At 63.2% G+C, this 20,725-nt stretch carries 15 protein-coding genes and 1 pseudogene; 1 reads left to right on the top strand and 15 read right to left on the bottom strand.

What is annotated here, in order from left to right:
- The 15 genes and pseudogenes from KIH77_RS05020 to glmM all read right to left on the bottom strand — a co-directional run.
- Window positions 1-303: hypothetical protein (locus KIH77_RS05020; RefSeq protein ID WP_219100007.1), on the bottom strand; the 303-nt coding region annotated here is incomplete at its 3' end.
- Between the two features lie 130 nt (window positions 304-433).
- Window positions 434-1,039, bottom strand: a complete 606-nt coding sequence (gene gmk / locus KIH77_RS05015; RefSeq protein WP_219100006.1) for a guanylate kinase — start codon at window positions 1,037-1,039, stop codon at window positions 434-436.
- Between the two features lie 301 nt (window positions 1,040-1,340).
- Window positions 1,341-2,252: pseudogene (gene pyrF / locus KIH77_RS05010) on the bottom strand (orotidine-5'-phosphate decarboxylase); the annotation flags it as partial.
- A gap of 1 nt (window position 2,253) precedes the next feature.
- Window positions 2,254-5,625: a carbamoyl-phosphate synthase large subunit gene (gene carB / locus KIH77_RS05005; RefSeq protein ID WP_219100005.1), complete on the bottom strand. Its 3,372-nt coding sequence runs from the start codon at window positions 5,623-5,625 to the stop codon at window positions 2,254-2,256.
- Window positions 5,618-6,853, bottom strand: coding sequence for a glutamine-hydrolyzing carbamoyl-phosphate synthase small subunit (gene carA, locus KIH77_RS05000; protein WP_219100004.1), 1,236 nt, complete (start codon window positions 6,851-6,853; stop codon window positions 5,618-5,620). Before carA ends, carB begins: the two co-directional genes overlap by 8 nt.
- Window positions 6,854-6,920: 67 nt before the next feature.
- On the bottom strand, window positions 6,921-7,382 hold the full coding sequence (gene nusB, locus KIH77_RS04995; RefSeq protein WP_219100003.1) for a transcription antitermination factor NusB: 462 nt from the start codon (window positions 7,380-7,382) through the stop codon (window positions 6,921-6,923).
- Window positions 7,383-7,418: 36 nt separating this feature from the next.
- On the bottom strand, window positions 7,419-7,982 hold the full coding sequence (gene efp / locus KIH77_RS04990) for an elongation factor P (protein WP_219100002.1): 564 nt from the start codon (window positions 7,980-7,982) through the stop codon (window positions 7,419-7,421).
- A gap of 305 nt (window positions 7,983-8,287) precedes the next feature.
- A complete protein-coding gene (locus KIH77_RS04985; protein ID WP_219100001.1) occupies window positions 8,288-8,644 on the bottom strand; it encodes an endonuclease domain-containing protein in 357 nt (118 codons plus the stop codon).
- A gap of 207 nt (window positions 8,645-8,851) precedes the next feature.
- Window positions 8,852-10,051 carry an elongation factor Tu gene (gene tuf / locus KIH77_RS04980; protein ID WP_100510872.1) on the bottom strand — a complete coding sequence of 400 codons (1,200 nt, stop codon included), beginning with the start codon at window positions 10,049-10,051 and terminating at the stop codon, window positions 8,852-8,854.
- 197 nt (window positions 10,052-10,248) lie between these two features.
- Entirely contained in the window at window positions 10,249-12,378 is a 2,130-nt protein-coding gene (gene fusA / locus KIH77_RS04975) for an elongation factor G (protein ID WP_219100000.1), read from the bottom strand.
- Window positions 12,379-12,406: 28 nt separating this feature from the next.
- Window positions 12,407-12,877: a 30S ribosomal protein S7 gene (gene rpsG, locus KIH77_RS04970; RefSeq protein ID WP_100510869.1), complete on the bottom strand. Its 471-nt coding sequence runs from the start codon at window positions 12,875-12,877 to the stop codon at window positions 12,407-12,409.
- A gap of 5 nt (window positions 12,878-12,882) precedes the next feature.
- Complete coding sequence (gene rpsL / locus KIH77_RS04965) at window positions 12,883-13,254, bottom strand: 30S ribosomal protein S12 (RefSeq protein ID WP_100510868.1); 372 nt, start codon at window positions 13,252-13,254, stop codon at window positions 12,883-12,885.
- 337 nt (window positions 13,255-13,591) lie between these two features.
- The gene (locus tag KIH77_RS04960; RefSeq protein WP_219099999.1) at window positions 13,592-16,216 is read right to left on the bottom strand and encodes a transglutaminase domain-containing protein; all 2,625 of its coding nucleotides are present in this window, start codon (window positions 16,214-16,216) and stop codon (window positions 13,592-13,594) included.
- Window positions 16,217-16,653: 437 nt separating this feature from the next.
- Window positions 16,654-17,310, bottom strand: coding sequence for a peptide deformylase (locus KIH77_RS04955; protein ID WP_219099998.1), 657 nt, complete (start codon window positions 17,308-17,310; stop codon window positions 16,654-16,656).
- A 131-nt stretch (window positions 17,311-17,441) separates the two neighbouring features.
- Window positions 17,442-18,812, bottom strand: coding sequence for a phosphoglucosamine mutase (gene glmM / locus KIH77_RS04950; RefSeq protein ID WP_219099997.1), 1,371 nt, complete (start codon window positions 18,810-18,812; stop codon window positions 17,442-17,444).
- Window positions 18,813-19,011: 199 nt separating this feature from the next.
- Here glmM and KIH77_RS04945 point away from each other — a divergent pair, with 199 nt between their 5' ends.
- Complete coding sequence (locus KIH77_RS04945) at window positions 19,012-20,220, top strand: ATP-binding protein (RefSeq protein ID WP_219099996.1); 1,209 nt, start codon at window positions 19,012-19,014, stop codon at window positions 20,218-20,220.
- The last annotated feature ends 505 nt before the right edge of the window (window positions 20,221-20,725 follow it).

Here is a 20,725-nt window from a genome sequence, read left to right as displayed (position 1 = left end):
TACAAAACACGCTCTTGAGTTCTCAAACCACCACCACACCAGACCAAACATCCAAGCCAAAACCTGAACCATCCGTGCCGGGCAGCAAGAGATAAACATACACGACCCCAACCAACAACGCAAACCAGAAGACAAAAGAAACCACAGGAACCTTGCAATTCCAACGTTCCATCGGCGTGTCGCCACCGCAATACCGCATGCTCGGCGGTGCAGCACGACATCCCCGTCAATTTCCACACTACCCATTGCCGGCATTACGACATGATGAACGACCGGAAAGTTCACCTTCTCGTCCTTCCCCATATGTTCCGCGTATACGCCCATATACGAAAAGGAGCCCGGACGATGAGATCCGGGCTCCCCAAGCGGCCATAAGGGATGCGAGCGCATGGTGGTGCGGCCACCTGCCGTGGCGGTCATCTGACCATGACGGTCACCTGATGCCGTATTCCTCGGCGATGACGTTCCACAGGTCGGCCGCGGCCTGTTCCACGGTGTTGTTGACGATGGTCACGTCGAACTCGTTCTCCGCGGCCAGTTCGACCTTGGCGGTCTCCAGACGCCGGCGACGCTGCTCCTCGTTCTCGGTACCGCGTCCGATCAGACGCTTGACGAGTTCGTCGAAGCTCGGCGGCGCGAGGAACACGTACAGCACCTCCAGCCCCAGCTCGGCGGCGCGTTCGCGCACGCGACGGGCGCCCTGCAGATCGATTTCGAGGATGGTGGGCACCCCGGCCTCGAGATGCTCCATGACCGGTTCCAAAGGTGTGCCGTAGTGGGCCATGTTGTGCACGACCGCGGTTTCGAGGAACATGCCCTCCCGCTGCTTGCGCGCGAACTCCTCTTCGGTCATGAACCAATAGGTGACCCCGTTGACCTCGCCAGGACGGGGGTCGCGGGTGGTGGCGGAGACCGAGACCCAGACCTGGGGATGGTCCTCGCGCAGCTTCGCCTCCACGGTGCCCTTACCGACCGCGGTCGGTCCGGTCAGCACGATGAGACGACGCTTGCCGGCACCCTCTTTGATGGCATTGTCCATTGTCGTAGAAAACTCCTTGAGTCGGCTATGTGCCGAAATCACGGGACGATGGGGAACGCCCCGGAAATGTCCGGAACGTTCAGATGATTTCGGATTCGCGATTGTGATCCGCTATGGCGGAACGCTGCTGCTGGCCGCCGATGACCGGCTGGCGGCGCGGATGCTGCGTAACCTGCTGATGGTGCTGCTGCATCTGCGGCGCCTGCGTCTGCGGCGGACGACCGTCGGCGAGGTTCGCCGCGGTGAGGGCCGGGTCCAGTCCCGGGATGGTGGTCCTGGGTTCGGGGGCGGGGACATCCTCCTTGTCGCTCTCCTCCATGGCCTCGTACAGCGCCTGACGCACGTCGAGGGCGATCTCCTCGGTCGCGGACGCAAGATCGGCTATCTCCGGGCCCTTGGAGGAGATGGAGCGGGAGACGGTGACGAGCACGTTGCCCTTGGTGCCCTTGAACACGGTCTTGAGGTCCTTGGCCTCGGCGCCCTGCCATCCGTAACCGGGGGAAAGGATCGGCCCGGTGAACACCGACGGGTCGACGCCGCTGGTCTTCATCCACTGGCCGATGGTCGCGCCGATGATCAGACCGACGGAGCCCATGCCCTCCACGCCGTCGTTGAAGTTCTGCGCGGCGTGGGCGACGCCATAGGCGACGGTCTGGCCGGGGAAGTCCCCACGCTGGCGGATGGCCGACTGCAGGGAGATGCCCTCGGTGTTGGACGTCACGGATGCGATGAACACGCCGCGGCCGTTCTCCAGGGCGTCGCCGACGAGATTGGTCAGCGAACGGAAGCCGTAGTACGGCAGGAGGGTGATGGCGTCGGCGAGCATCGGCGCATCGGGCTTGAGATAGGCGTCGGCGAGGGCGGACACCGTCGTGGGCAGGCCACCACGCAGGCAGTCGACGATGGTGATGACGCCCATCTGCCGGGCCGCGAACAACGCCCGTTCGAGCGCGGCGAATCCCTTGGACCCGTAACGCTCGAACATGGGCATCTGGAATTTGACGGCGGCGGCACGTCCCTGCGCCGCCTGCAGCATGCGCATGGAGAACAGCTCCGCGCCCTTGGCATCGACGTTGTACCCCCATTTGGCCAACAGCTTGCGATGGGGGTCGATGCCTACGCACAGAGGCCCATACAAGTCCATGGACGCCTTAAGTCTTTTTCCGAATTCAGAACGTTGGACGATATTGGTCTGGGCCTCTGCGTTGTTCATGTCAGTTCACACCTTCCAATGCAAACAATTGCTGAGCATGTTCCTGAATGCTCAGAATCTGGTAATCCTGTTTCTTTACCGCCTCGATGGCCAGCAGCACGGCGGAGAACTCGGTCATCGTCGTGAACTGGGGCAGGTCGGCGGCGATGGCGGCCGCGCGGATGGAGTATCCGTCCGAACGGGAGCCACGGGAATTGGGGGTGTTCAGCACCATGTCGATCTTGCCGTCCTCGATGAGTTCGACGACGTTCTTGCCGACGCTGCCTTCGGCATGACGCACCTTGGCCTCATCGGTGTCGACACGGCCGGTGATCTTGTCGACGATGTTCGACTCGATGCCGTAGCGGCGCAGGACCGATGCGGTGCCTTCGGTGGCCCAGATCTTGAATCCGAGCTCGACCAGGCGCACGGCCATGAGCGGCAGCTGGCGCTTGTCGGTGTCGTTGACGGAGATGAACACGTTGCCGCTGGTGGGCAGACCGCCCTCGTAGGCGGCGAGCTGGCTCTTGGCGAACGCGTGCGGGAAGTCGCGGTCGAAGCCCATGACCTCGCCGGTGGAACGCATCTCGGGGCCAAGCAGGATGTCGACGGTCTTGCCGACCGGGGTACGGAAGCGCTTGAACGGCAGCACGGACTCCTTGACGGCGACCGGCTGGCCGATGCGCACGTCACCACCGTCGCCGTGGGGCAGCAGCAGGCCGTTGGCGCGCTGGTCGGCGATGGTCTCCCCCGCCATGATGCGGGCGGCGGCCTTGGCCAGCGGGGTGCCGGTCGCCTTGGACGCGAACGGCACGGTGCGGGAGGCGCGCGGGTTGGCTTCGATCACGTACAGGGTGTTCGACATGAACGCATACTGCACGTTGACCAGACCACGCACGTTGCAGCCGCGGGAGATGGCCAGCGTGGCCTCGCGCAGACGACGGATCTGGTCGTCGGAGAGGGTGCTCGGGGGCAGGGTGCATGCGGCGTCGCCGGAATGCACGCCGGCCTCCTCCACGTGCTCCATGATGCCGCCGATGTAGAGCTCCTCGCCGTCGAACAGGGCGTCGACGTCGATCTCGATGGCGTCGGAGAGGAACTTGTCGATGAGCAGCGGTGAGGGCAGACGTCCGGAGACGACCATGTCGGCCTTGGCCTCGTCGAGGGCTCGGCCCACGTACTTCTTCAGCTGCGCGTCGTCGTAGACGATCTCCATGCCGCGGCCGCCGAGCACGTAGCTCGGGCGCACCAGCACCGGGTAGCCGATGTTGTTGGCGGCCTCCTGGGCCTCCTCGAGGCTCAGCGCGGTGCCATAGCGCGGGGCGTTGAGGCCCTCCTTGCGCAGCACCTCGCCGAAGAGCTCACGGTTCTCGGCCAGGTCGATGGATTCGGGCGTGGTGCCGAGGATCGGCACACCGGCCGCCTTGAGGCGCGCGGCGAGCGACAGCGGCGTCTGGCCGCCGAGCTGCACGATGACGCCCTTGACCGGGCCCATCTCCTTCTCGGCCTCGTAGATCTCGAGCACGTCCTCGAAGGTGAGGGGCTCGAAGTAGAGGCGGTCGGACATGTCGTAATCGGTGGAGACGGTCTCGGGATTGCAGTTCACCATGATGGTGTCGTAATCCTTGCCGAGCTCCTGCACGGCGTGCACGCAGGTGTAGTCGAACTCGATGCCCTGGCCGATGCGGTTCGGGCCGGAGCCGAGGATGATCACGGCCTCGCGCTTGCGCGGACGCAGCTCGGACTCGTCGGCGTAGCAGCTGTAGTAGTACGGCGTGACGGCGTCGAACTCGGCGGCGCAGGTGTCGACCGTCTTGTAGACGGGGCGCAGGCCGTAGGTCCAGCGAAGCTCGCGGATGGTGTTCTCGCCTTCGTCGCCCAGGCCACGCAGATGCGCGATCTGCACGTCGGACAGGCCGGCCTTCTTGCCGCGCTTGAGCAGCGCCGGCGTGAGGGTCTTGGCCTCCTTGATGGCGATGGCGGTCTTGTCGATGAGCAGCAGCTGCTCGATGAACCACGGGTCGATCTTGGTGGACTCGAAGATCTGTTCGTTGGTGGCGCCGCCCCAGATGGCGCGCTGAATCTGCTGGTAGCGGTGCTCGGTCGGTACCTTGATCTTCTCCAGCAGGTCGGCCACCTCGGCGGCGTCGGGCTTTTCGCCGTCCCAGCTGAAGCCCATGTGGCGCTTGTCGATGGAACGCATGGCCTTGCCCAGCGACTCCTGGAAGTTGCCGCCGAGGGCCATGGCCTCGCCTACGGACTTCATGGAGGTGGTCAGGCGGGTCTCCGCGCCGGGGAACTTCTCGAACGCGAAACGCGGCACCTTGGTGACGACGTAGTCGATGGTCGGCTCGAAGCTGGCGGGCGTGGACTGCGTGATGTCGTTCTGGATTTCGTCCAGCGTGTAGCCGAGGGCGAGCTTCGTGGCGATCTTGGCGATCGGGAAGCCGGTGGCCTTGGACGCCAGGGCGGAGGAACGCGAGACGCGCGGGTTCATTTCGATGACAATGATGCGGCCGGTGCCGGGATGCACGGCGAACTGGATGTTGCAGCCGCCGGTGTCGACGCCCACGCCACGGATGATGGCGATGCCGATGTCACGCAGCTTCTGGTATTCACGGTCGGTGAGCGTGAAGCACGGGGCCACGGTGATGGAGTCGCCGGTGTGCACGCCCACGGGGTCCACGTTCTCGATCGGGCAGACGACGACCACGTTGTCCTTGCGGTCGCGCATGAGCTCGAGTTCGAATTCCTTCCAGCCCTCGATGCCCTCCTCGAGCAGCACCTCGTCGGTCGGGGAATAGTGGAGGCCGGCGCCGGCGATGCGGTGCAGCTCCTCCTCGTTGTGTGCGATGCCGGAGCCGAGGCCACCCATGGTGAAGCTCGGACGGACCACGAGCGGGTATCCGAGCTCCTTGACGATCGCGTCGACCTCCTCCATGGAGTGGGCGATGAAGGAGCGCGCGGATTCGGCGCCGGCCTCGTCCACGACCTTCTTGAAGAGCTCGCGGTCCTCGCCCCTGTCGATGGCGTCAAGGGAGGCGCCGATGAGCTCGACGTTGTACTTCTTGAGCACGCCGGCCTCGCCGAGCGCCATGGCCGCGTTGAGCGCGGTCTGGCCGCCCAGGGTGGGCAGCAGGGCGTCGGGGCGTTCCTTGGCGATGATCTTCTCGAGAATCGGTACGGAGATCGGCTCGATGTAGGTGGCGTCGGCCATCTCCGGATCGGTCATGATGGTCGCCGGGTTGGAATTCACCAGGATGACGCGGATGCCTTCCTCACGAAGGACTCGGCATGCCTGCGTTCCGGAATAATCGAACTCCGCGGCCTGGCCGATGACGATCGGACCGGAACCGATGACCATGACGGAGTGAATATCGGTGCGCTTAGGCATTGACACTACCTTCCTTGGAATCCTTGGTGTTCAACATGAGATTCACAAAACGATCGAACAGATATGAGGCATCGTGCGGACCCGCCGCCGCCTCGGGGTGGTATTGCACGGAGAACGCGGGGATGTCGAGGCATTCGAGGCCTTCGACCACGTTGTCGTTGAGGTCGATGTGGCTCACACGGGCCTTGCCGAAGTGTCCGCCGTCGTACGGTGTGACGATGGTCTCCCCGATGGGCGCGTCCACGGCGAAGCCATGGTTGTGCGCGGTGACCTCCACCTTGCCGGTGGTGAGGTCCTTGACCGGTTGGTTGATGCCGCGGTGGCCGAACTTGAGCTTGTAGGTGCCGAAGCCAAGAGCGCGGCCGAGAATCTGGTTGCCGAAGCAGATGCCGAAGAACGGGTATCCCGCGTCGAGCACGGCGCGCAGCAGCGCCACGGTGTCGTCGGCGGTGCCCGGGTCGCCGGGGCCGTTGGAGAAGAACACGCCGTCCGGGTTCATGGCCTGAATCTGCTCGAACGTGGTGGTCATCGGCACGACGTGCACACGGCAGCCACGCTCGGCGAGACGGTGCGGCGTCATGGCCTTGATGCCGAGGTCGACGGCCACGACGGTGGCCAGCGGGTCCTTGCCCTCGAAGTCTCCGGTGGGCTCCACGGTGTACGTCTCCTTGGTGGAGACCTCGGGGCCGAGGTTGGATCCGCTCATCTGCGGCTGTGCCTTGACCTGGGCGAGCAGATCGGCGATATCGGCGACCTTGCCGGTTTCGTCGGTCAGCGCATCGCCGGAGAAGATGCCCGCGCGCATGACGCCTGCGGAACGCAGATGACGCACCAGCTTGCGGGTATCGATGTCGGCGATGCCGACGATGGTCTGCGCCTGCAGGTCATCGTCGAGGCTGCCGGTGGCGCGCCAGTTGCTCACGACCGGACTGGGGTCGCGCACCACATAGCCGGCGACCCAGATGCGGGAGGATTCGGGATCCTCGTGGTTCACGCCGGTGTCGCCGATGTGCGGGAACGTCTGTACAACGATCTGACGGTCGTAGCTCGGATCTGTCAGTGTTTCCTGGTAGCCGGTCATGCCTGTGGCGAAGACGATCTCGCCGAAGGTCCTGCCGGTGGCGCCGTAGGGCTCGCCGACGTAGACCTGCCCGTCCTCAAGAACGAGGACGGCGCTGTTTGCATCATAGCTACCCACTGCAGTGGGTTCCGACTCATTGAGGCTCACTAAATCCCCCTTAACAGCGGATTATTCCGTAATCACCTTACCACGGGGCACGTGGCTGGACCGGTGACTACTCTTCTTCTGTTTCTTCTGTTTGCTTGGTTGTTGCTTCCGGTTCCGCCGAACGACGCTCGTCGGCCTTGGTGGCGACGGCGGTCAGCAGACCGTGGATGAAGTTCGGCGAGTCCGCGTCGCACAGCGTCTTGGCGAGCGACAGCGCCTCGTCGATGGCGACGCCGGTGGGGACGTCGTCGTTGTAGACGATCTCCCATGTGGCGACGCGCATGATGTTACGGTCCACGACGGGCATGCGGGAGACGTTCCATCGGTTCGAGCATTCCCCGATGAGGTCGTCGATGTCCCGTTCGTGCTCGGCGACGCCGCGGATGATCTCGACGGCGTAGTCGGGAAGCGGCGTCTGCGCGCCGGGGTGTTCGATGCGCTCAGCAAGAAGGGACAGGATGTCCTGTCCCTTCTCGTCAGCTTCATACAACGTGTTCAGAGCCCTCTTGCGGGCGGTGGAACGTGCCATGAAGATTCCTTTAATGCGGTTGGTCGGTCTGATTGATCAGTTTTCGCGGCCGAGGTAGGAACCGTCGCGGGTGTCGACCTTGACCTTCTCGCCCTCGTTGATGAACAGCGGGACCTGAATCTCGGCGCCGGTCTCGACGGTGGCGGGCTTGGTGCCGGCGTTGGAGCGGTTGCCCTGCAGGCCCGGCTCGGTGTGGGTGATCGTCAGGATGACGGAGGCCGGCAGTTCGACGGACAGCGGCGTGCCGTCGTGGAAGCTGACGATGCAGTCGGTGCCTTCGAGCAGGAACTTGGCGTCGTCGCCGACGAGGGTCTTCGGGATGAGGATCTGGTCGTAGGTGGTCATATCCATGAAGACGAAGTTGTCGCCGTCGTCATAGGAGTACTGCAGGGTGCGGTTGTCGACGGTCTCGAATTCCATCTTCATGCCCGCGTTGAAGGTCTTGTCGACGATCTTGCCGGAGAGCACGTTCTTGATGGTGGTGCGCACGAAGGCGGGGCCCTTGCCCGGCTTCACATGCTGGAACTTGATGACGGTCCACAGCTGGCCGTCGAGGTTGATGACGGAACCGTTCTTGATGTCATTGCTGGTCTGTGCCACGATTACTCACCTTTTCATATATCAAAATAGGCAAAGCTCAAATTTAGCCTTGTATATTATGCCATAACGTATAAACAGCGCCGTGTCCCGCTCCCACCGGCGGGAGCTGGCCGCCGCAAGGCGGACTGAGGGTGGCCGACGGGCACCTGATGCGCCAACCCAGATTTCCAGCGCAACAAATACTCGCCGCACCAGCCACCCCCAGTCATGCTTCGCATGACAGCCCCCGCGAGCGGGGGCCAAGAGCGCTCCCGCCGGCGGGAGCTGGCCGCCGCAAGGCGGACTGAGGGTGGTCGGGCACCTGCTCAGCGCATGCGCTGCTCAATTCGAGCGTCGATATCGTCACAGACGGCTTGGAAATGACGATCGACATCGATGTTTGTATAGCGCAGCACCATGAGACCCAGGTCGTCAAGGTCATCCGTACGTGACTGGTCCTTGCGATGCTGCTCAGGCGTATAATGGCCGCCGCCGTCGAGCTCGACGATGAGCTTGGCCTTATCGCAGTAGAAATCGACAATGTAGTCGAGGATGGGTTTCTGACGTTGCCAACGCAGATGATGATTGCGAAGAAATCCATGCCACAGCCTTCGTTCCCACGGCGTGGCATTGGCGCGGAGTTCTCTCGCAAGCGGCACGTTGGCCTTGTTATAGGGAAGCATGGAGACACCTTTCGTTGGTCAAGGTCTCCCCCGTTTTCATTTCTCCCCGCTTTGCCATATAGCATACCAGCCACCCCCAGTCATGCTCCGCATGACAGCCCCCGCCAGCGGGGCCAAAAGCGCGGAGATACGACGAAGCCCCGGGCCTTTCGGCTCGGGGCTTCGTGTTACGCAGCTAGGCTAAGCGCAGGATTTCGGTTGATGAAATCAGCCGAGGATCTTGGTGACTCGACCTGAACCGACCGTGTGGCCGCCTTCACGCACAGCGAAGGTGAGGCCCTCTTCCATGGCGACCGGCTGGATCAGCTCGACCGTGAAGGTGGCGTGATCGCCAGGCTGAACCATCTCGACGCCTTCCGGCAGGGTGATGACGCCGGTGACGTCGGTGGTGCGGAAGTAGAACTGCGGACGGTAGTTGGAGAAGAACGGCGAGTGACGGCCACCCTCATCCTTGGTGAGGACGTAGACCTCACCCTCGAACTTGGTGTGCGGGGTCACGGAGCCCGGAGCAGCCACAACCTGGCCACGCTCGACGTCCGTACGGCCGAGGCCACGGAGGAGCAGACCGGTGTTGTCGCCAGCCTCGCAGGAGTCCATCGTCTTGTGGAAGGTCTCGATGGAGGTGACGGTGGTGTTCTGGGTCGGGCGGATGCCGACGATCTCGACCGGGGAGTTGACGGCCAGCTGGCCACGCTCGACACGGCCGGTGACGACGGTACCACGACCGGAGATGGTGAAGACGTCCTCGATCGGCATCAGGAACGGCTTGTCGAGGTCGTGAACCGGGGTCGGGATGTAGTCGTCGACGGCGTCCATGAGGTCCTTGACGGTCTGGACCCACTTCTCGTGGTCCGGAGCGTCGTCGTGCAGAGCGCCGTAGGCGGAGGTGTGGATGACCGGGCAGTCGCGGTCGAAGCCGTTCTCCTCGAGGAGGTCGCGGACCTCTTCCTCGACGAGCTCGATGAGCTCCTCATCGTCGACCATATCGCACTTGTTCAGGGCGACCAGGATCTTCGGGACGCCGACCTGACGGGCGAGCAGCACGTGCTCGCGGGTCTGGGCCATCGGGCCGTCGGTGGCGGCCACAACGAGGATGGCACCATCCATCTGGGCGGCACCGGTGATCATGTTCTTCACGAAGTCGGCGTGGCCCGGGCAGTCCACGTGAGCGTAGTGACGCTTCGCGGTCTGGTACTCGATGTGGGCGATGTTGATGGTAATACCGCGCTCGGCCTCTTCAGGGGCGGAGTCGATCTGGTTGAAGTCGTACTCCGGGTTGACATCCGGGTACTCCTCGTGCAGCACCTTGGAGATGGCGGCGGTCAGGGTGGTCTTACCGTGATCGACGTGGCCAATGGTACCAATGTTAACGTGCGGCTTAGTACGCTCGTACTTTTCCTTTGCCATGTGTTTGTCCTCCTGGACGTCTCGTAGTTTGCCTGTGCAAACCATGCACAAGACACTCGCTACATATTACTGGGTTTTCGGTAGTTTCGCCAACTTTAGCGCCGTGTCGCCCAGCTCACAGCAGAAAATTCTACCGTTCGCCGGCGACACGACGCCGCAGCGGGCTGAGACCGCCATCACTGACGGTCAAGCACGGCTCACTCGCCGCGCTGGGCCTTGATGATCTCGTCCGAGACGGCCTTCGGCACCTCGGCGTAGGAATCCATCTGCATGGTGAACATTGCACGGCCCTGGGTCTTCGAACGAAGATCGCCGATGTAGCCGAACATCTCGCTCAGCGGCACCTTGGCGTCGATGACCTTGACACCGGTGGAGTCGCTCATCTGCTGGATGGAGCCACGGCGGGAGTTGATGTCGCCCATCACGTCGCCCATGTACTCTTCCGGCGTACGGACCTCGACGGCCATGATCGGCTCGAGGATGACCGGCTTGGCCTTCGGAGCGGCTTCCTTGAAGCACATGGAGCCGGCGATCTTGAAGGCCATTTCGGAGGAGTCGACGTCGTGGGTCTGGCCGTCGGTGACGGTCGCCTTGACGCCCACCACCGGGAAGCCGGCGAGCACGCCGGATTCCATGGCTTCCTGCACACCAGCATCGATCGAAGGAATGAATTCCTTGGTGATGTGGCCGCCGGTGACCTCGTTGACGAACTCGTAGGTCTCGCCCTCTTCGGTGTCGAGAGGCTCGAAGTTCATGAGGACCTTTGCGAACTGGCCGGAACCACCGGTCTGCTTCTTGTGGGTGTACTCCTGGTTCATGACGGCCTTGCGGATGGTCTCGCGGTAGGCCACCTGCGGCTTGCCCACGTTGCACTCGACCTTGAACTCACGACGCATACGGTCGACGATGATGTCGAGCTGGAGCTCGCCCATGCCGGAGATCAGGGTCTGGCCGGACTCTTCGTCGGTCTTCACCTGGAAGGTCGGATCCTCGTCGGAGAGCTTCGCGAGGGCGATGCTCATCTTCTCCTGATCGGCCTTGGTCTTCGGCTCCACGGCCACCTCGATCACCGGATCGGGGAAGGTCATGGACTCGAGGGAGATCGGGGCCTTCTCGTCGCACAGGGAGTCACCGGTGGTGACGTTCTTGAGGCCGACGAACGTGTAGATGTTGCCGGCTTCGGCGGAATCGACCGGGTTCTCCTTATCGGCGTGCATCTGGAAGATCTTGCCGACGCGTTCCTTCTTGCCTTTGGTGGAGTCGAGCACGGTGTCGCCCGGCTTGACCTGGCCGGAGTACACGCGCACGAACACGAGCTTGCCGTAGAACGGGTGGGTGGAGATCTTGAAGACCAGGGCCGAGAACGGGTCGGAGACCAGCGGCTTGCGGTCGATCTCGATGGACTCGTCGCTCGGATCGAAGCCGACGATGGAGGGGACGTCCTCCGGGCTCGGCAGGTAGTCGATCACGGCGTCGAGCATCGGCTGCACGCCCTTGTCCTTGAAGGCGGAGCCGCAGAGCACCGGGTAGGCCTCACGAGCGATCGTGAGCTTGCGGATGCCGGAGCGGATCTCGTCCTCGGTGAGCTCGCCGGAGTCGAGGTACTTCTCGAGAAGCTCCTCGTCGGACTCGGCGACCTGGTCCATCAGCTCGGAGCGGTACTTCTCGGCCTTCTCCTTGAGGTCATCCGGGATGTCGACGGTGTCGTAGTGGGCACCCATGTCATCCTTGACGTCGTTCCAGACGTAGGCCTTCATGCGGATGAGGTCGACGACGCCGGCGAACTCGTTCTCGGCGCCGATCGGCAGCTGCACGACGAGCGGGGTCGCGCCCAGCTTCTCCTTGATGGTGTCGACGGAGTAGTAGAAGTTAGCACCCAGCTTGTCCATCTTGTTGATGAAGCAGATGCGCGGAACGCCGTACTTGTCGGCCTGGCGCCACACGGTCTCGGACTGCGGCTCCACGCCTTCCTTGCCGTCGAACACGGCAACGGCGCCATCGAGCACGCGGAGCGAACGCTCCACCTCGGCCGTGAAGTCCACGTGGCCAGGGGTGTCGATGATGTTGATCTGGAACTTCTCGTCAGGGTTGTGGGTCTGACGGTTCCAGAAGCAGGTGGTGGCGGCGGACTGGATGGTGATGCCGCGCTCCTGCTCCTGAGCCATGAAGTCCATCGTCGAAGCGCCATCATGCGTCTCACCGATCTTGTAGTTCTTACCGGTGTAGTACAGGATTCGCTCGGTGGTGGTGGTCTTACCGGCATCGATGTGAGCCATGATGCCGATGTTGCGGATCATGTGCAGATCCGTGAGCACGTCTAGTGCCATGAGTTTTCCTTAACTCTCGTTCTACTGATTACCAGCGGTAGTGGGCGAAGGCCTTGTTCGCCTCTGCCATCTTATGAGTATCCTCGCGACGCTTGACAGAAGCGCCGAGGCCGTTGGAGGCATCGAGGATCTCGTTGGCCAGACGCTCGGCCATCGTCTTCTCGCGACGGGCGCGGGAGAAGTCGGTCAGCCAGCGCAGCGACAGCGTGTTGGCGCGGCCGGGCTTGACCTCGACAGGCACCTGGTAGGTGGCGCCGCCGACTCGACGGGAGCGGACCTCGAGGCTCGGGCGAATGTTGTCAAGAGCGCGCTTCAGCACGGAAACGGGCTCCTGATCGGTCTTCTCCTTGACCATATCAAGCGCGGAGTACACGATGTCCTCGGCGATCGACTTCTTGCCGTCGAGCAGAATCTTGTTGATGAGCTGGGCAACCACCGTCGAACCGTAGATCGGATCGGGCAGGAGCTGATGCTTCTTAGCGGGTCCTTTACGTGACATTTCTCTTACTTCGCCTTCTTTGCTCCGTACAGGGAACGACCCTGCTTGCGGTCCTTGACACCCTGGGTATCGAGCGCGCCACGCACGATGTGGTAACGCACACCAGGAAGATCCTTCACACGGCCGCCGCGCACGAGCACGATGGAGTGCTCCTGCAGGTTGTGGCCCTCGCCCGGGATGTAGGCGGTGACTTCGATGCCCGAGGAAAGGCGCACACGGGCGACCTTACGCAGAGCCGAGTTCGGCTTCTTCGGGGTGGTGGTGTAGACACGGGTGCACACGCCGCGACGCAGCGGGCTGCCCTTCAGCGCCAAGGTCTTCGACTTCTTGGGCTTCGGCTTGCGTCCCTTACGGACGAGCTGTTCAATCGTAGGCAACTTAAGTTCTCCGATTCACATGGAAATTTGTTCTTCTGTGGAGCCGCCACACTGCAGCCCGAAGAACATCGCGAATCGGATGTTCCAGCCACAGTCCACCGGCCCGATGGCCCTCCGTCCTCGGCACGCCGTCACCGGCTCGCGTCATCGGACTCGGGGATGTCCCACTCGAACACGGCCGATCACATAGGCCGCGTTAATGGCACACACAAGGAGATAGTTTACCAGATGGCTGGACATCGGCGTGGCGTGGCATCGTAAGGAGATGGCGCGGAGTGCGGATCTCCCTCGGTCGGTCCCGACGGCTCCCCTCTGAGGGGGAGCCTGAGGATGGATGTCAGCTGATGCCGTAGTCGGCGAGCTTGGCGTCCACGATCTCGTCGTGGTCGTACACCTGGCCGCGGGCGCGGATGACGTCGCTGCTGTCGGAGACCAGCAGGTAGCGGGTCGTCGCGCCGCCGTCGGAGTCGTTCCAGGTGGAGTCCACCACCAGCCACTGGCCGTCGACCTTCACCTTGTTCCATGCGTGGCCGCCGTTGGTGGTGCCGGTGTTCACCGTGCCGGTCACGTACACGGTGTCGAGCTTGGCCTTGTCTGCGAGCAGCTTGTACGCCTTGGCGTAGCCGGCGCACACGGTGACGCTCAGGTTCTGGCCGGCGTAGTTGCCGAGCAGGCCGGAGGCGTTCTGGTTGCTCTTGTGCCGCACGTAGAAGCTTTTGCCACCGGTCGTGTTGGTCTGCATCTCATTGCGGTAGGTCGCGTAGTCGTATTCGAAGTTGTCGACGAGGTACTGGTTGATGGCCGTGGCCTTGGCCCTGGCGTCCATGCCCGGCGTGATGATCTTCGACACGATCTGGTCGGCCTTGGCGCTCAGGTCCTTCCTCACGTTCGCCGTGTCCGACCCGTAGCTGTCGTCATAGTACTGCACCTTGAGATACACCTTGTCGCCGCTGCGTTTGGTGGCGGAGTAGGCGTAGGTGTGCAGGATCAGCGGGTTCTGCGCCACGGCCTCGTCCACGGCGTCCTGGGCGGTCGGTGCGCTGGCCTGGTCGTAGTACTTGGTGACGTCCATGTACGTGCGGTCCTGCATGAGGTTCGCCGCGATGAACTTCACGTATTCGATGGATCCGTTGACGCCGCTCATGTCGACGGCCTTGGAGATGTCTCCCGTGTCGTCGTTCCAGTCGATGGTGCCGGAGCCGTCGCCGCCCATGAGGCCGGTCTGCTTGTCGGACGCCTGCACGGTCTCGGTGTCCTTCTCGACGCGGGCCTTGACCTCCTCGACCGTGGAGCCCTTGTCGGTGAGCACCTGGGTGGACTGCATCCTGGTCTGGCCGAGATGGAACTTGACCTCCACGCCCTCGGCCGTCACCTTCGCGGTGGACCAGTCGTACCGCCGCGGCACGATTCTGGTGAGGCCGTCGGCGACGGTGAGGTAGGTGATGTACTCCTTGTTGACGTTCGAATCGTCCATCATGGCGTTGAACGCCGGGCCGAGCGGCACCTGGGAGAGCATCGACGTGATGTTGATCTGCGCCACCTGGGAGTTGGACGCCTTTTCGTCGTCGCCGAACGCCACGACGAGCAGGCTCGTGTTGCTCAGCGTGCGCTGGTATTCGGCGTGGTGCTTCTCCAGGCTGCTGCTGCCGGGAGTGAATCCCTGGTCCTCGCTTTCGCCGCTGAACAGGTTGGCGAACTGCATGTTCTGGTATATCGGGGTGTCCGAATACACCTGCCCCTTCTTGGCCTCCTCCTCGACGTTGTGGAACGCGCCGCTGAGGTATGCGGCGAATCCGGGCGCCTTGGTCGGGTCCCAGTCGGCGAGGTTCACCGAGTTCTTGGTGGGTTTGGCGAGCAGATACGTCGACTGGCTGGAGGTGTCGTTGCGTTTCTTCTCCTGGTCGGAGGCGTCCTTGCTCTTGATCTTGCCGCCGGTCCTGAGATACACGTTGTAGTGCGTGGCGCCCTCGACGGGATTCCAGCTGACGTTGACGTTGCCCTTCTTGTCGACGTCGACCCTGACGTTCTGCGGGGTGTCGAGATCGTGCTTGTCGTCGTAGACGGTGAAGTACGTGACCTTGGGCTTGGCGAGCTTCTCGCCGTCCTCGCCGTAGTAGAGGACGAGGAAGTATCGTTCGAATCCGATGAACTTGCCGCCCACCGAGCCGTCGCCGGCGAAGTAGTCGTCGTCCAGCTGCCGGTCGAGGCAGCTGTCGCCGACGTAATAGTCGTTCTTGATGATGTCGGTGAACGACTGCGCGTGCAGTATCTTCTTCCCCGGGTCGTAGTAGTTGGCGCAGGGCGCGAAGCTGGCGGCGTTGATGTTGACGTAGCCGGGCTTCTCCTTGTCCTGCGTGACGTTGATGCTGTACCGCTGGGTCAGGGCGGGATCGGTGTAGACGGCCGCGATGGGCTCGCCGTCCTGGGTCACGCCTTCCGTGTCCAGCTTCATCATGGTCGACATCTTGCCGATGTTCTCACTGAACACGACGTCGGACGGGGTGTCGAGCCATGGCTTCTGCAAATCGTATTTCGAGGTGTCGAAGCTGTTGCCGTACACCGACATGTCGCCGCTGGCATAGCCGTGCTCGTTACGGTTCGTGAAGAACGTGTAGGTGGCGTACATGGCGATGATCACGACGGCGGCGACGACCAGCGTGATGATGTTCGTCCTGCGCGACTTCGCCTTGGCCGCCGCCGGCTGCGGCGAGGACGCGGCATATGCGCGCGTCGCCCGGGAACCGGGCCTGCGCGTCCGCGAGCGACGTCCTCCCCCATTGCCGGAATCGCCGACGGAGGGATACGGCGGACGCTGAGGCGTTCCCGGATACGGCTGTTGCGGCAGACCCGTCTGGTATGGCGGCACCGGCCGGCCGTACTGCGCGGGTCCGGACGGCCCGTTCCGCCGCGGTCCGTTGTATTGCGGGGCGCCCTGACCCGGCTGCGTCGGACGCTGAGGCATGCCATGCTGCGGGCTCCCCTGGTTTGGCTGCCTCTGGCCGTATGCGGCCGGTTGACCGTATGGAGGACGTCCCTGTTGGGGAGGGGTCATCGGCGGGCCATACGGCGGGTTCCCCTGCCCCGCCGCCGGATTCGGAGTCCGACCGTTCGTATATGCGGGATTGGGACGCTGCCCCCCGGCATGTCTGCCATGGCGGCTCCCATCATTGGGATTGCCGTCATACGGACCATTGGGATTCTGACCGTTCGGATACTGACCGTTCGGATACTGGCCGCCAGAATTCTGTCGGTTCACGCCTTCCCCCTACCTCGGCACTGCGGATTCCCAACCATGATACCGCGCGACGGGTGTTTACGATACCCACGACAAACGGCGGAGGGAAGGAAGATCCTTCCACTCCGCCGTCGCAGGGTTTATCCGGGAGGGGAACCAGCGCGCTACAGCTCGAATCCGAGCTGCTTGGCGGCGTCGGTGGGCACCGGGTCGTCGCACCAGTAGTCCTCGAGGTTCTCGTACGTGGTGAGGCTGCGGATCTCGGCCTTGTCGATGTAGAGTTCGCCGCTCAGATGGTCGGTCTCGTGCTGGAAGATGCGGGCCGGCCAGCCGTGCAGCCGCTCCTTGTGGCGCTGGCCGTGCTCGTCGTCCCATTCGGCGTCGACGTCCACCCAACGGCGGCGCACCGCCTGATAGCCGTCGAAGCTCAGGCAGCCTTCGTAGAAGCTGGCGGTCTTCTCCCCCACCGGCGTGTACACGGGGTTGATGATCGCGTGGAACGGGAACTCGGCCACCTCGCGCGGATCGTCCTCGTCGTCACGGATGTGGTCCTCGACGACGGCGAGCGCCAGTCCGAGGCCGATCTGCGTGGCGGCGAGGCCGACGCCGGGGGCTTCGAGCATGGTGTGGCGCATCGTTTCGATGAGCTTCTTCAGCGTGGACTTGGAAAGCTGGCCGTTGTAGCGTGCGGTCCTGTGGCGCAGCACGGGCTCGCCGGCCTGCACGATGGGCAGCAGTCCGTCGTTGGCCTTGGCGTCCTTGAGCATGAGCTCGACCTCGCGGTTGAGTTCCATGTTGACCTTGGCGTTTTTCCCGAACATGGGTGCTCCTTTGCCGTTCCCCCAGAGGGGAGACATCGTCGAATATTGGGTGGGTGGCTGTGCCGGCGGTCGGCCACCCTCAGTCAGCCTTCGGCTGCCAGCTCCCGCCGGCGGGAGCGAGAGGATTGCGGCTACAGGGCGAGTTCGTCGGCGACGACCTGGGCGAGGCGGTTGCACACCTCGTCGGCCTGCTCCTGCGTGGCGGCCTCGGCCATGACGCGCACGAGCGGTTCGGTGCCGGAGGGGCGCAGCAGCACGCGGCCGCTGTCGCCGAGCAGCTTCGATTCGCGTTCCACGGCGGCCTGCACCTTGGCGTTGGTGGTGGCGGCCATCTTGTCGACGTTGGGCACGTTGACGAGCTGCTGGGGAAGCTGCGGGAAGTCGGCGGCGAGTTCCTTGAGGCTCTTGCCGGACCGCATGACCTCGAGCGAGAGGGTGAGCGCGGTGAGCGTGCCGTCGCCGGTGGTGGCGAACTCGCGGTTGATGACGTGGCCGGACTGTTCGCCGCCGAGCGAGTAGTCGTGCTTGAGCATCTCCTCGAGCACGTAGCGGTCGCCGACGCTGGTCTGCACGGTCTTGATGCCCATGTCCTTGAGGGCGAGCTTGAGGCCGAGGTTGCTCATCACGGTGACGACGAGCGTGTCGTGGTTGAGCTTGCCCTCGCGCTTCTTGGCGCGGGCGAGGATGCCCATGATCTGGTCGCCGTTGACCATGTTGCCGTCCTCGTCCACGGCGAGGCAGCGGTCGGCGTCGCCGTCGAAGGCCACGCCCATGACGGCGTCGGAGGCCTTGACCATGGCCTGCAGCTGCTCGGGGTGGGTGCTGCCGGCGTGCTTGTTGATGTTGTAGCCGTCCGGCGAGGCGTTGATGACGATGACGTCGGCGCCGGCGCGGCGCAGGGCCTCGGGGGCCACGACGGAGGTGGCGCCGTTGGCGCAGTCGGCCACGATCTTCAGACCCTTGAGCGGCTTGGTCTGCGTCTTGTGCTCGTCGATGGGGGCGACGGCGGCGACGAGATGATCGATGTATAGCTTGGTGGCGGTGTCGGTGTCGTGGGAGATGCGACCGACGCCGGCGCCGGTCGGGCGGTTCCATTCCTGGCCGAGCACGGCCTCGATGTCGTCCTCCTTGGCGTCGGGCAGCTTGAAGCCGCCGCGGGCGAAGAACTTGATGCCGTTGTCGGGCATCGGGTTGTGGGAGGCGGAGATCACGGCGCCCATCTCGACGTTGAGCACGGAGGTCAGGTAGGCGACGCCCGGCGTGGGGATGATGCCGGCGTCGATGACGTCGAAGCCGCCGGCGCTCATGCCGGCGGACAGGGCGGCGGCGAGGAAGTCGCCGGAGACGCGGGTGTCGCGTCCGACGAGGGCGCGGCGGCGGCCTTCGGTCTGTTCGTCGCCCAGCACGCGCACGGCGGCGTCGCCCAGGTCGAGCGCCAGCTGCGCGGTCAAATCACGGTTTGCCAATCCACGAACACCATCGGTTCCGAACATACGTGGCATGTTCTGTCATCCTCGCTATCTTAGGGAAGCATTGATACGAGCACCATGGTACCCACTGCGTCTTATCGCGACGCCGATTCGGCGAAAATACCACGCTTTTTCATCGCATTTTCCGAACGGACGCGATCGGAACGGTCTTCCCCGACGAAGATCCGTTGTATATATTGGGCACAGCGGTTACGTGACGAAGGAGAATGATATGGCGGACGGCGGCGCGATGCGTCAGGACGGCGTGCTGGTGCGGATCACCGGATTCGACGAGGGGCGCGCGCATTATTACGGCGTCATGCCGAACGGACGGACCACGCAGCTGACGTTCCCCAACCAGGAGGTGCTGGAGGTCGGCGAGGTGATGCTCGTCGGCGAGGACTTCTATACGAAGGTGCCGGAATCGGTGTGGCCGCTCAAGCCGCGCGTCGGCATCGTGCGGCGCGCGCTCGACGACTGCGTGATATTGGAGACGTCGGACGGGCTGGAGATGCTGGAGGGCGACTATCCGCAGAACATCATGCCCGGCAACACGGTGGAGTTCACCGACCTGTTCGGCATCGAACGGGTGCTGTGGCCGACGGCCATCCGTCCCGGCGAAAGCGACCATGACGACGACATCAAACAGTACCGGCTTACGCCAAGCGCCGACCCGTCGCTGACGTTCGCCTCGTTCAGCGGCTACGAACAGGTGATATCCCGCGCCAAGGAGCTCATCGAAACGCAGCTGGGCAACAGCGAGCAGATGCGCGCCATCGGCGCCAAACCCATCAAGGGCGTGATCTTCACGGGCGCGCCCGGCACCGGCAAGACGCATTTGGCACGCATCATCGCGAACGTGGCCGACGCGCAGTTCTATCTGGTCTCCGGACCGACGATCGTCAGCAAGTACGTGGGCGACAGCGAGGAGACGTTGCGCATGATCTTCGCGGCGGCGCAAAGCGACCGTCGCGCAATCATCTTCTTCGACGAGATCGACTCGATCGCCTCATCGCGCGACACCGACACGAACGGCGTGGGCAAGCGGCTCGTGGCGCAGCTGCTCACGCTGATGGACGGGTTCGCGTCGAAAGGCAATGTGGTGGTGGTCGCGGCGACGAACCGCATCGAGGACGTGGATCCGGCGCTGCTCAGGCCCGGCAGGTTCGACTGGCAGATCCCGTTCCCCATGCCGAGCGAGCATGACCGGCTGGGCATTCTCGAGGTGCAGGCGCGGTCGCTGCGCTGCGAGGGCGAGCTGCCGCTGGCCGAGGTGGCGGCGCGCACCGAAGGCTGGAGCGGCGCCGAGGTGTGCGCCATCTGGACGGAGGCGGCGCTTGTGGCGGCCAAGGACCGGCGCAGCGCCATCCGAGCCGACGACCTCATGACCGCATTCGGCCGTGTACGCCGCCGACCGGAACTACGCCAGCATACGCGGTAGAATGATAGAAATAAAGATGAACAATAAATAAACTCCCGTCTCATTGCTTCTAAACACCTTTTCAATGAGATAGAGTTGCAATTGTTGTATTCCTTACAAAAGAGTTTGGAATGAAACGATTAATTGCTATTTTTGCATTACGAGACAGTCCTCATGTACGCTAGTATCCGCTAAAACTACGTTGGATTCCTCTGTAACCATCATGCCCCTTTACCGAAAGCCATCGTCGGCACCTTTATCGAAAAGTGTCATACCCTTGGTACGTATTATGACCACGATTATGGCACTTTTCACTGTCTGCATATTTGTGATGCTGCCACTATCCCTTATCGGATATGGGTATTGGAGGCAACGTGGGCCCGATTATTCAGACACCGTCACCACGATTCCGGACTCGGCTGGCTTGACAAAACACGAAAAGAAAAATGCCATAGCACATGTGAAACGTGACCTTCGCGATTATTCCGGATGCTCGATAATCAGCATCTCTTATGATGGCAATGCG

The organism is Bifidobacterium pluvialisilvae, from assembly GCF_019331695.1.
Classification (GTDB): Bacteria; Actinomycetota; Actinomycetes; order Actinomycetales; family Bifidobacteriaceae; genus Galliscardovia; species Galliscardovia pluvialisilvae.
This window is presented reverse-complemented; position numbering and strand designations above follow the sequence as displayed.

Coding starts and splice junctions, on each gene's coding strand:
- KIH77_RS04955 (WP_219099998.1), bottom strand. CDS start 17,310: ATGTTCGGGAAAAACGCCAAGGTCAACATGGAACTCAACCGCGAGGTC.
- carB (WP_219100005.1), bottom strand. CDS start 5,625: ATGCCTAAGCGCACCGATATTCACTCCGTCATGGTCATCGGTTCCGGT.
- tuf (WP_100510872.1), bottom strand. CDS start 10,051: ATGGCAAAGGAAAAGTACGAGCGTACTAAGCCGCACGTTAACATTGGT.
- gmk (WP_219100006.1), bottom strand. CDS start 1,039: ATGGACAATGCCATCAAAGAGGGTGCCGGCAAGCGTCGTCTCATCGTG.
- nusB (WP_219100003.1), bottom strand. CDS start 7,382: ATGGCACGTTCCACCGCCCGCAAGAGGGCTCTGAACACGTTGTATGAA.
- rpsG (WP_100510869.1), bottom strand. CDS start 12,877: ATGTCACGTAAAGGACCCGCTAAGAAGCATCAGCTCCTGCCCGATCCG.
- fusA (WP_219100000.1), bottom strand. CDS start 12,378: ATGGCACTAGACGTGCTCACGGATCTGCACATGATCCGCAACATCGGC.
- KIH77_RS04960 (WP_219099999.1), bottom strand. CDS start 16,216: ATGCCTCAGCGTCCGACGCAGCCGGGTCAGGGCGCCCCGCAATACAAC.
- KIH77_RS04945 (WP_219099996.1), top strand. CDS start 19,012: ATGGCGGACGGCGGCGCGATGCGTCAGGACGGCGTGCTGGTGCGGATC.
- glmM (WP_219099997.1), bottom strand. CDS start 18,812: ATGCCACGTATGTTCGGAACCGATGGTGTTCGTGGATTGGCAAACCGT.
- KIH77_RS04985 (WP_219100001.1), bottom strand. CDS start 8,644: ATGCTTCCCTATAACAAGGCCAACGTGCCGCTTGCGAGAGAACTCCGC.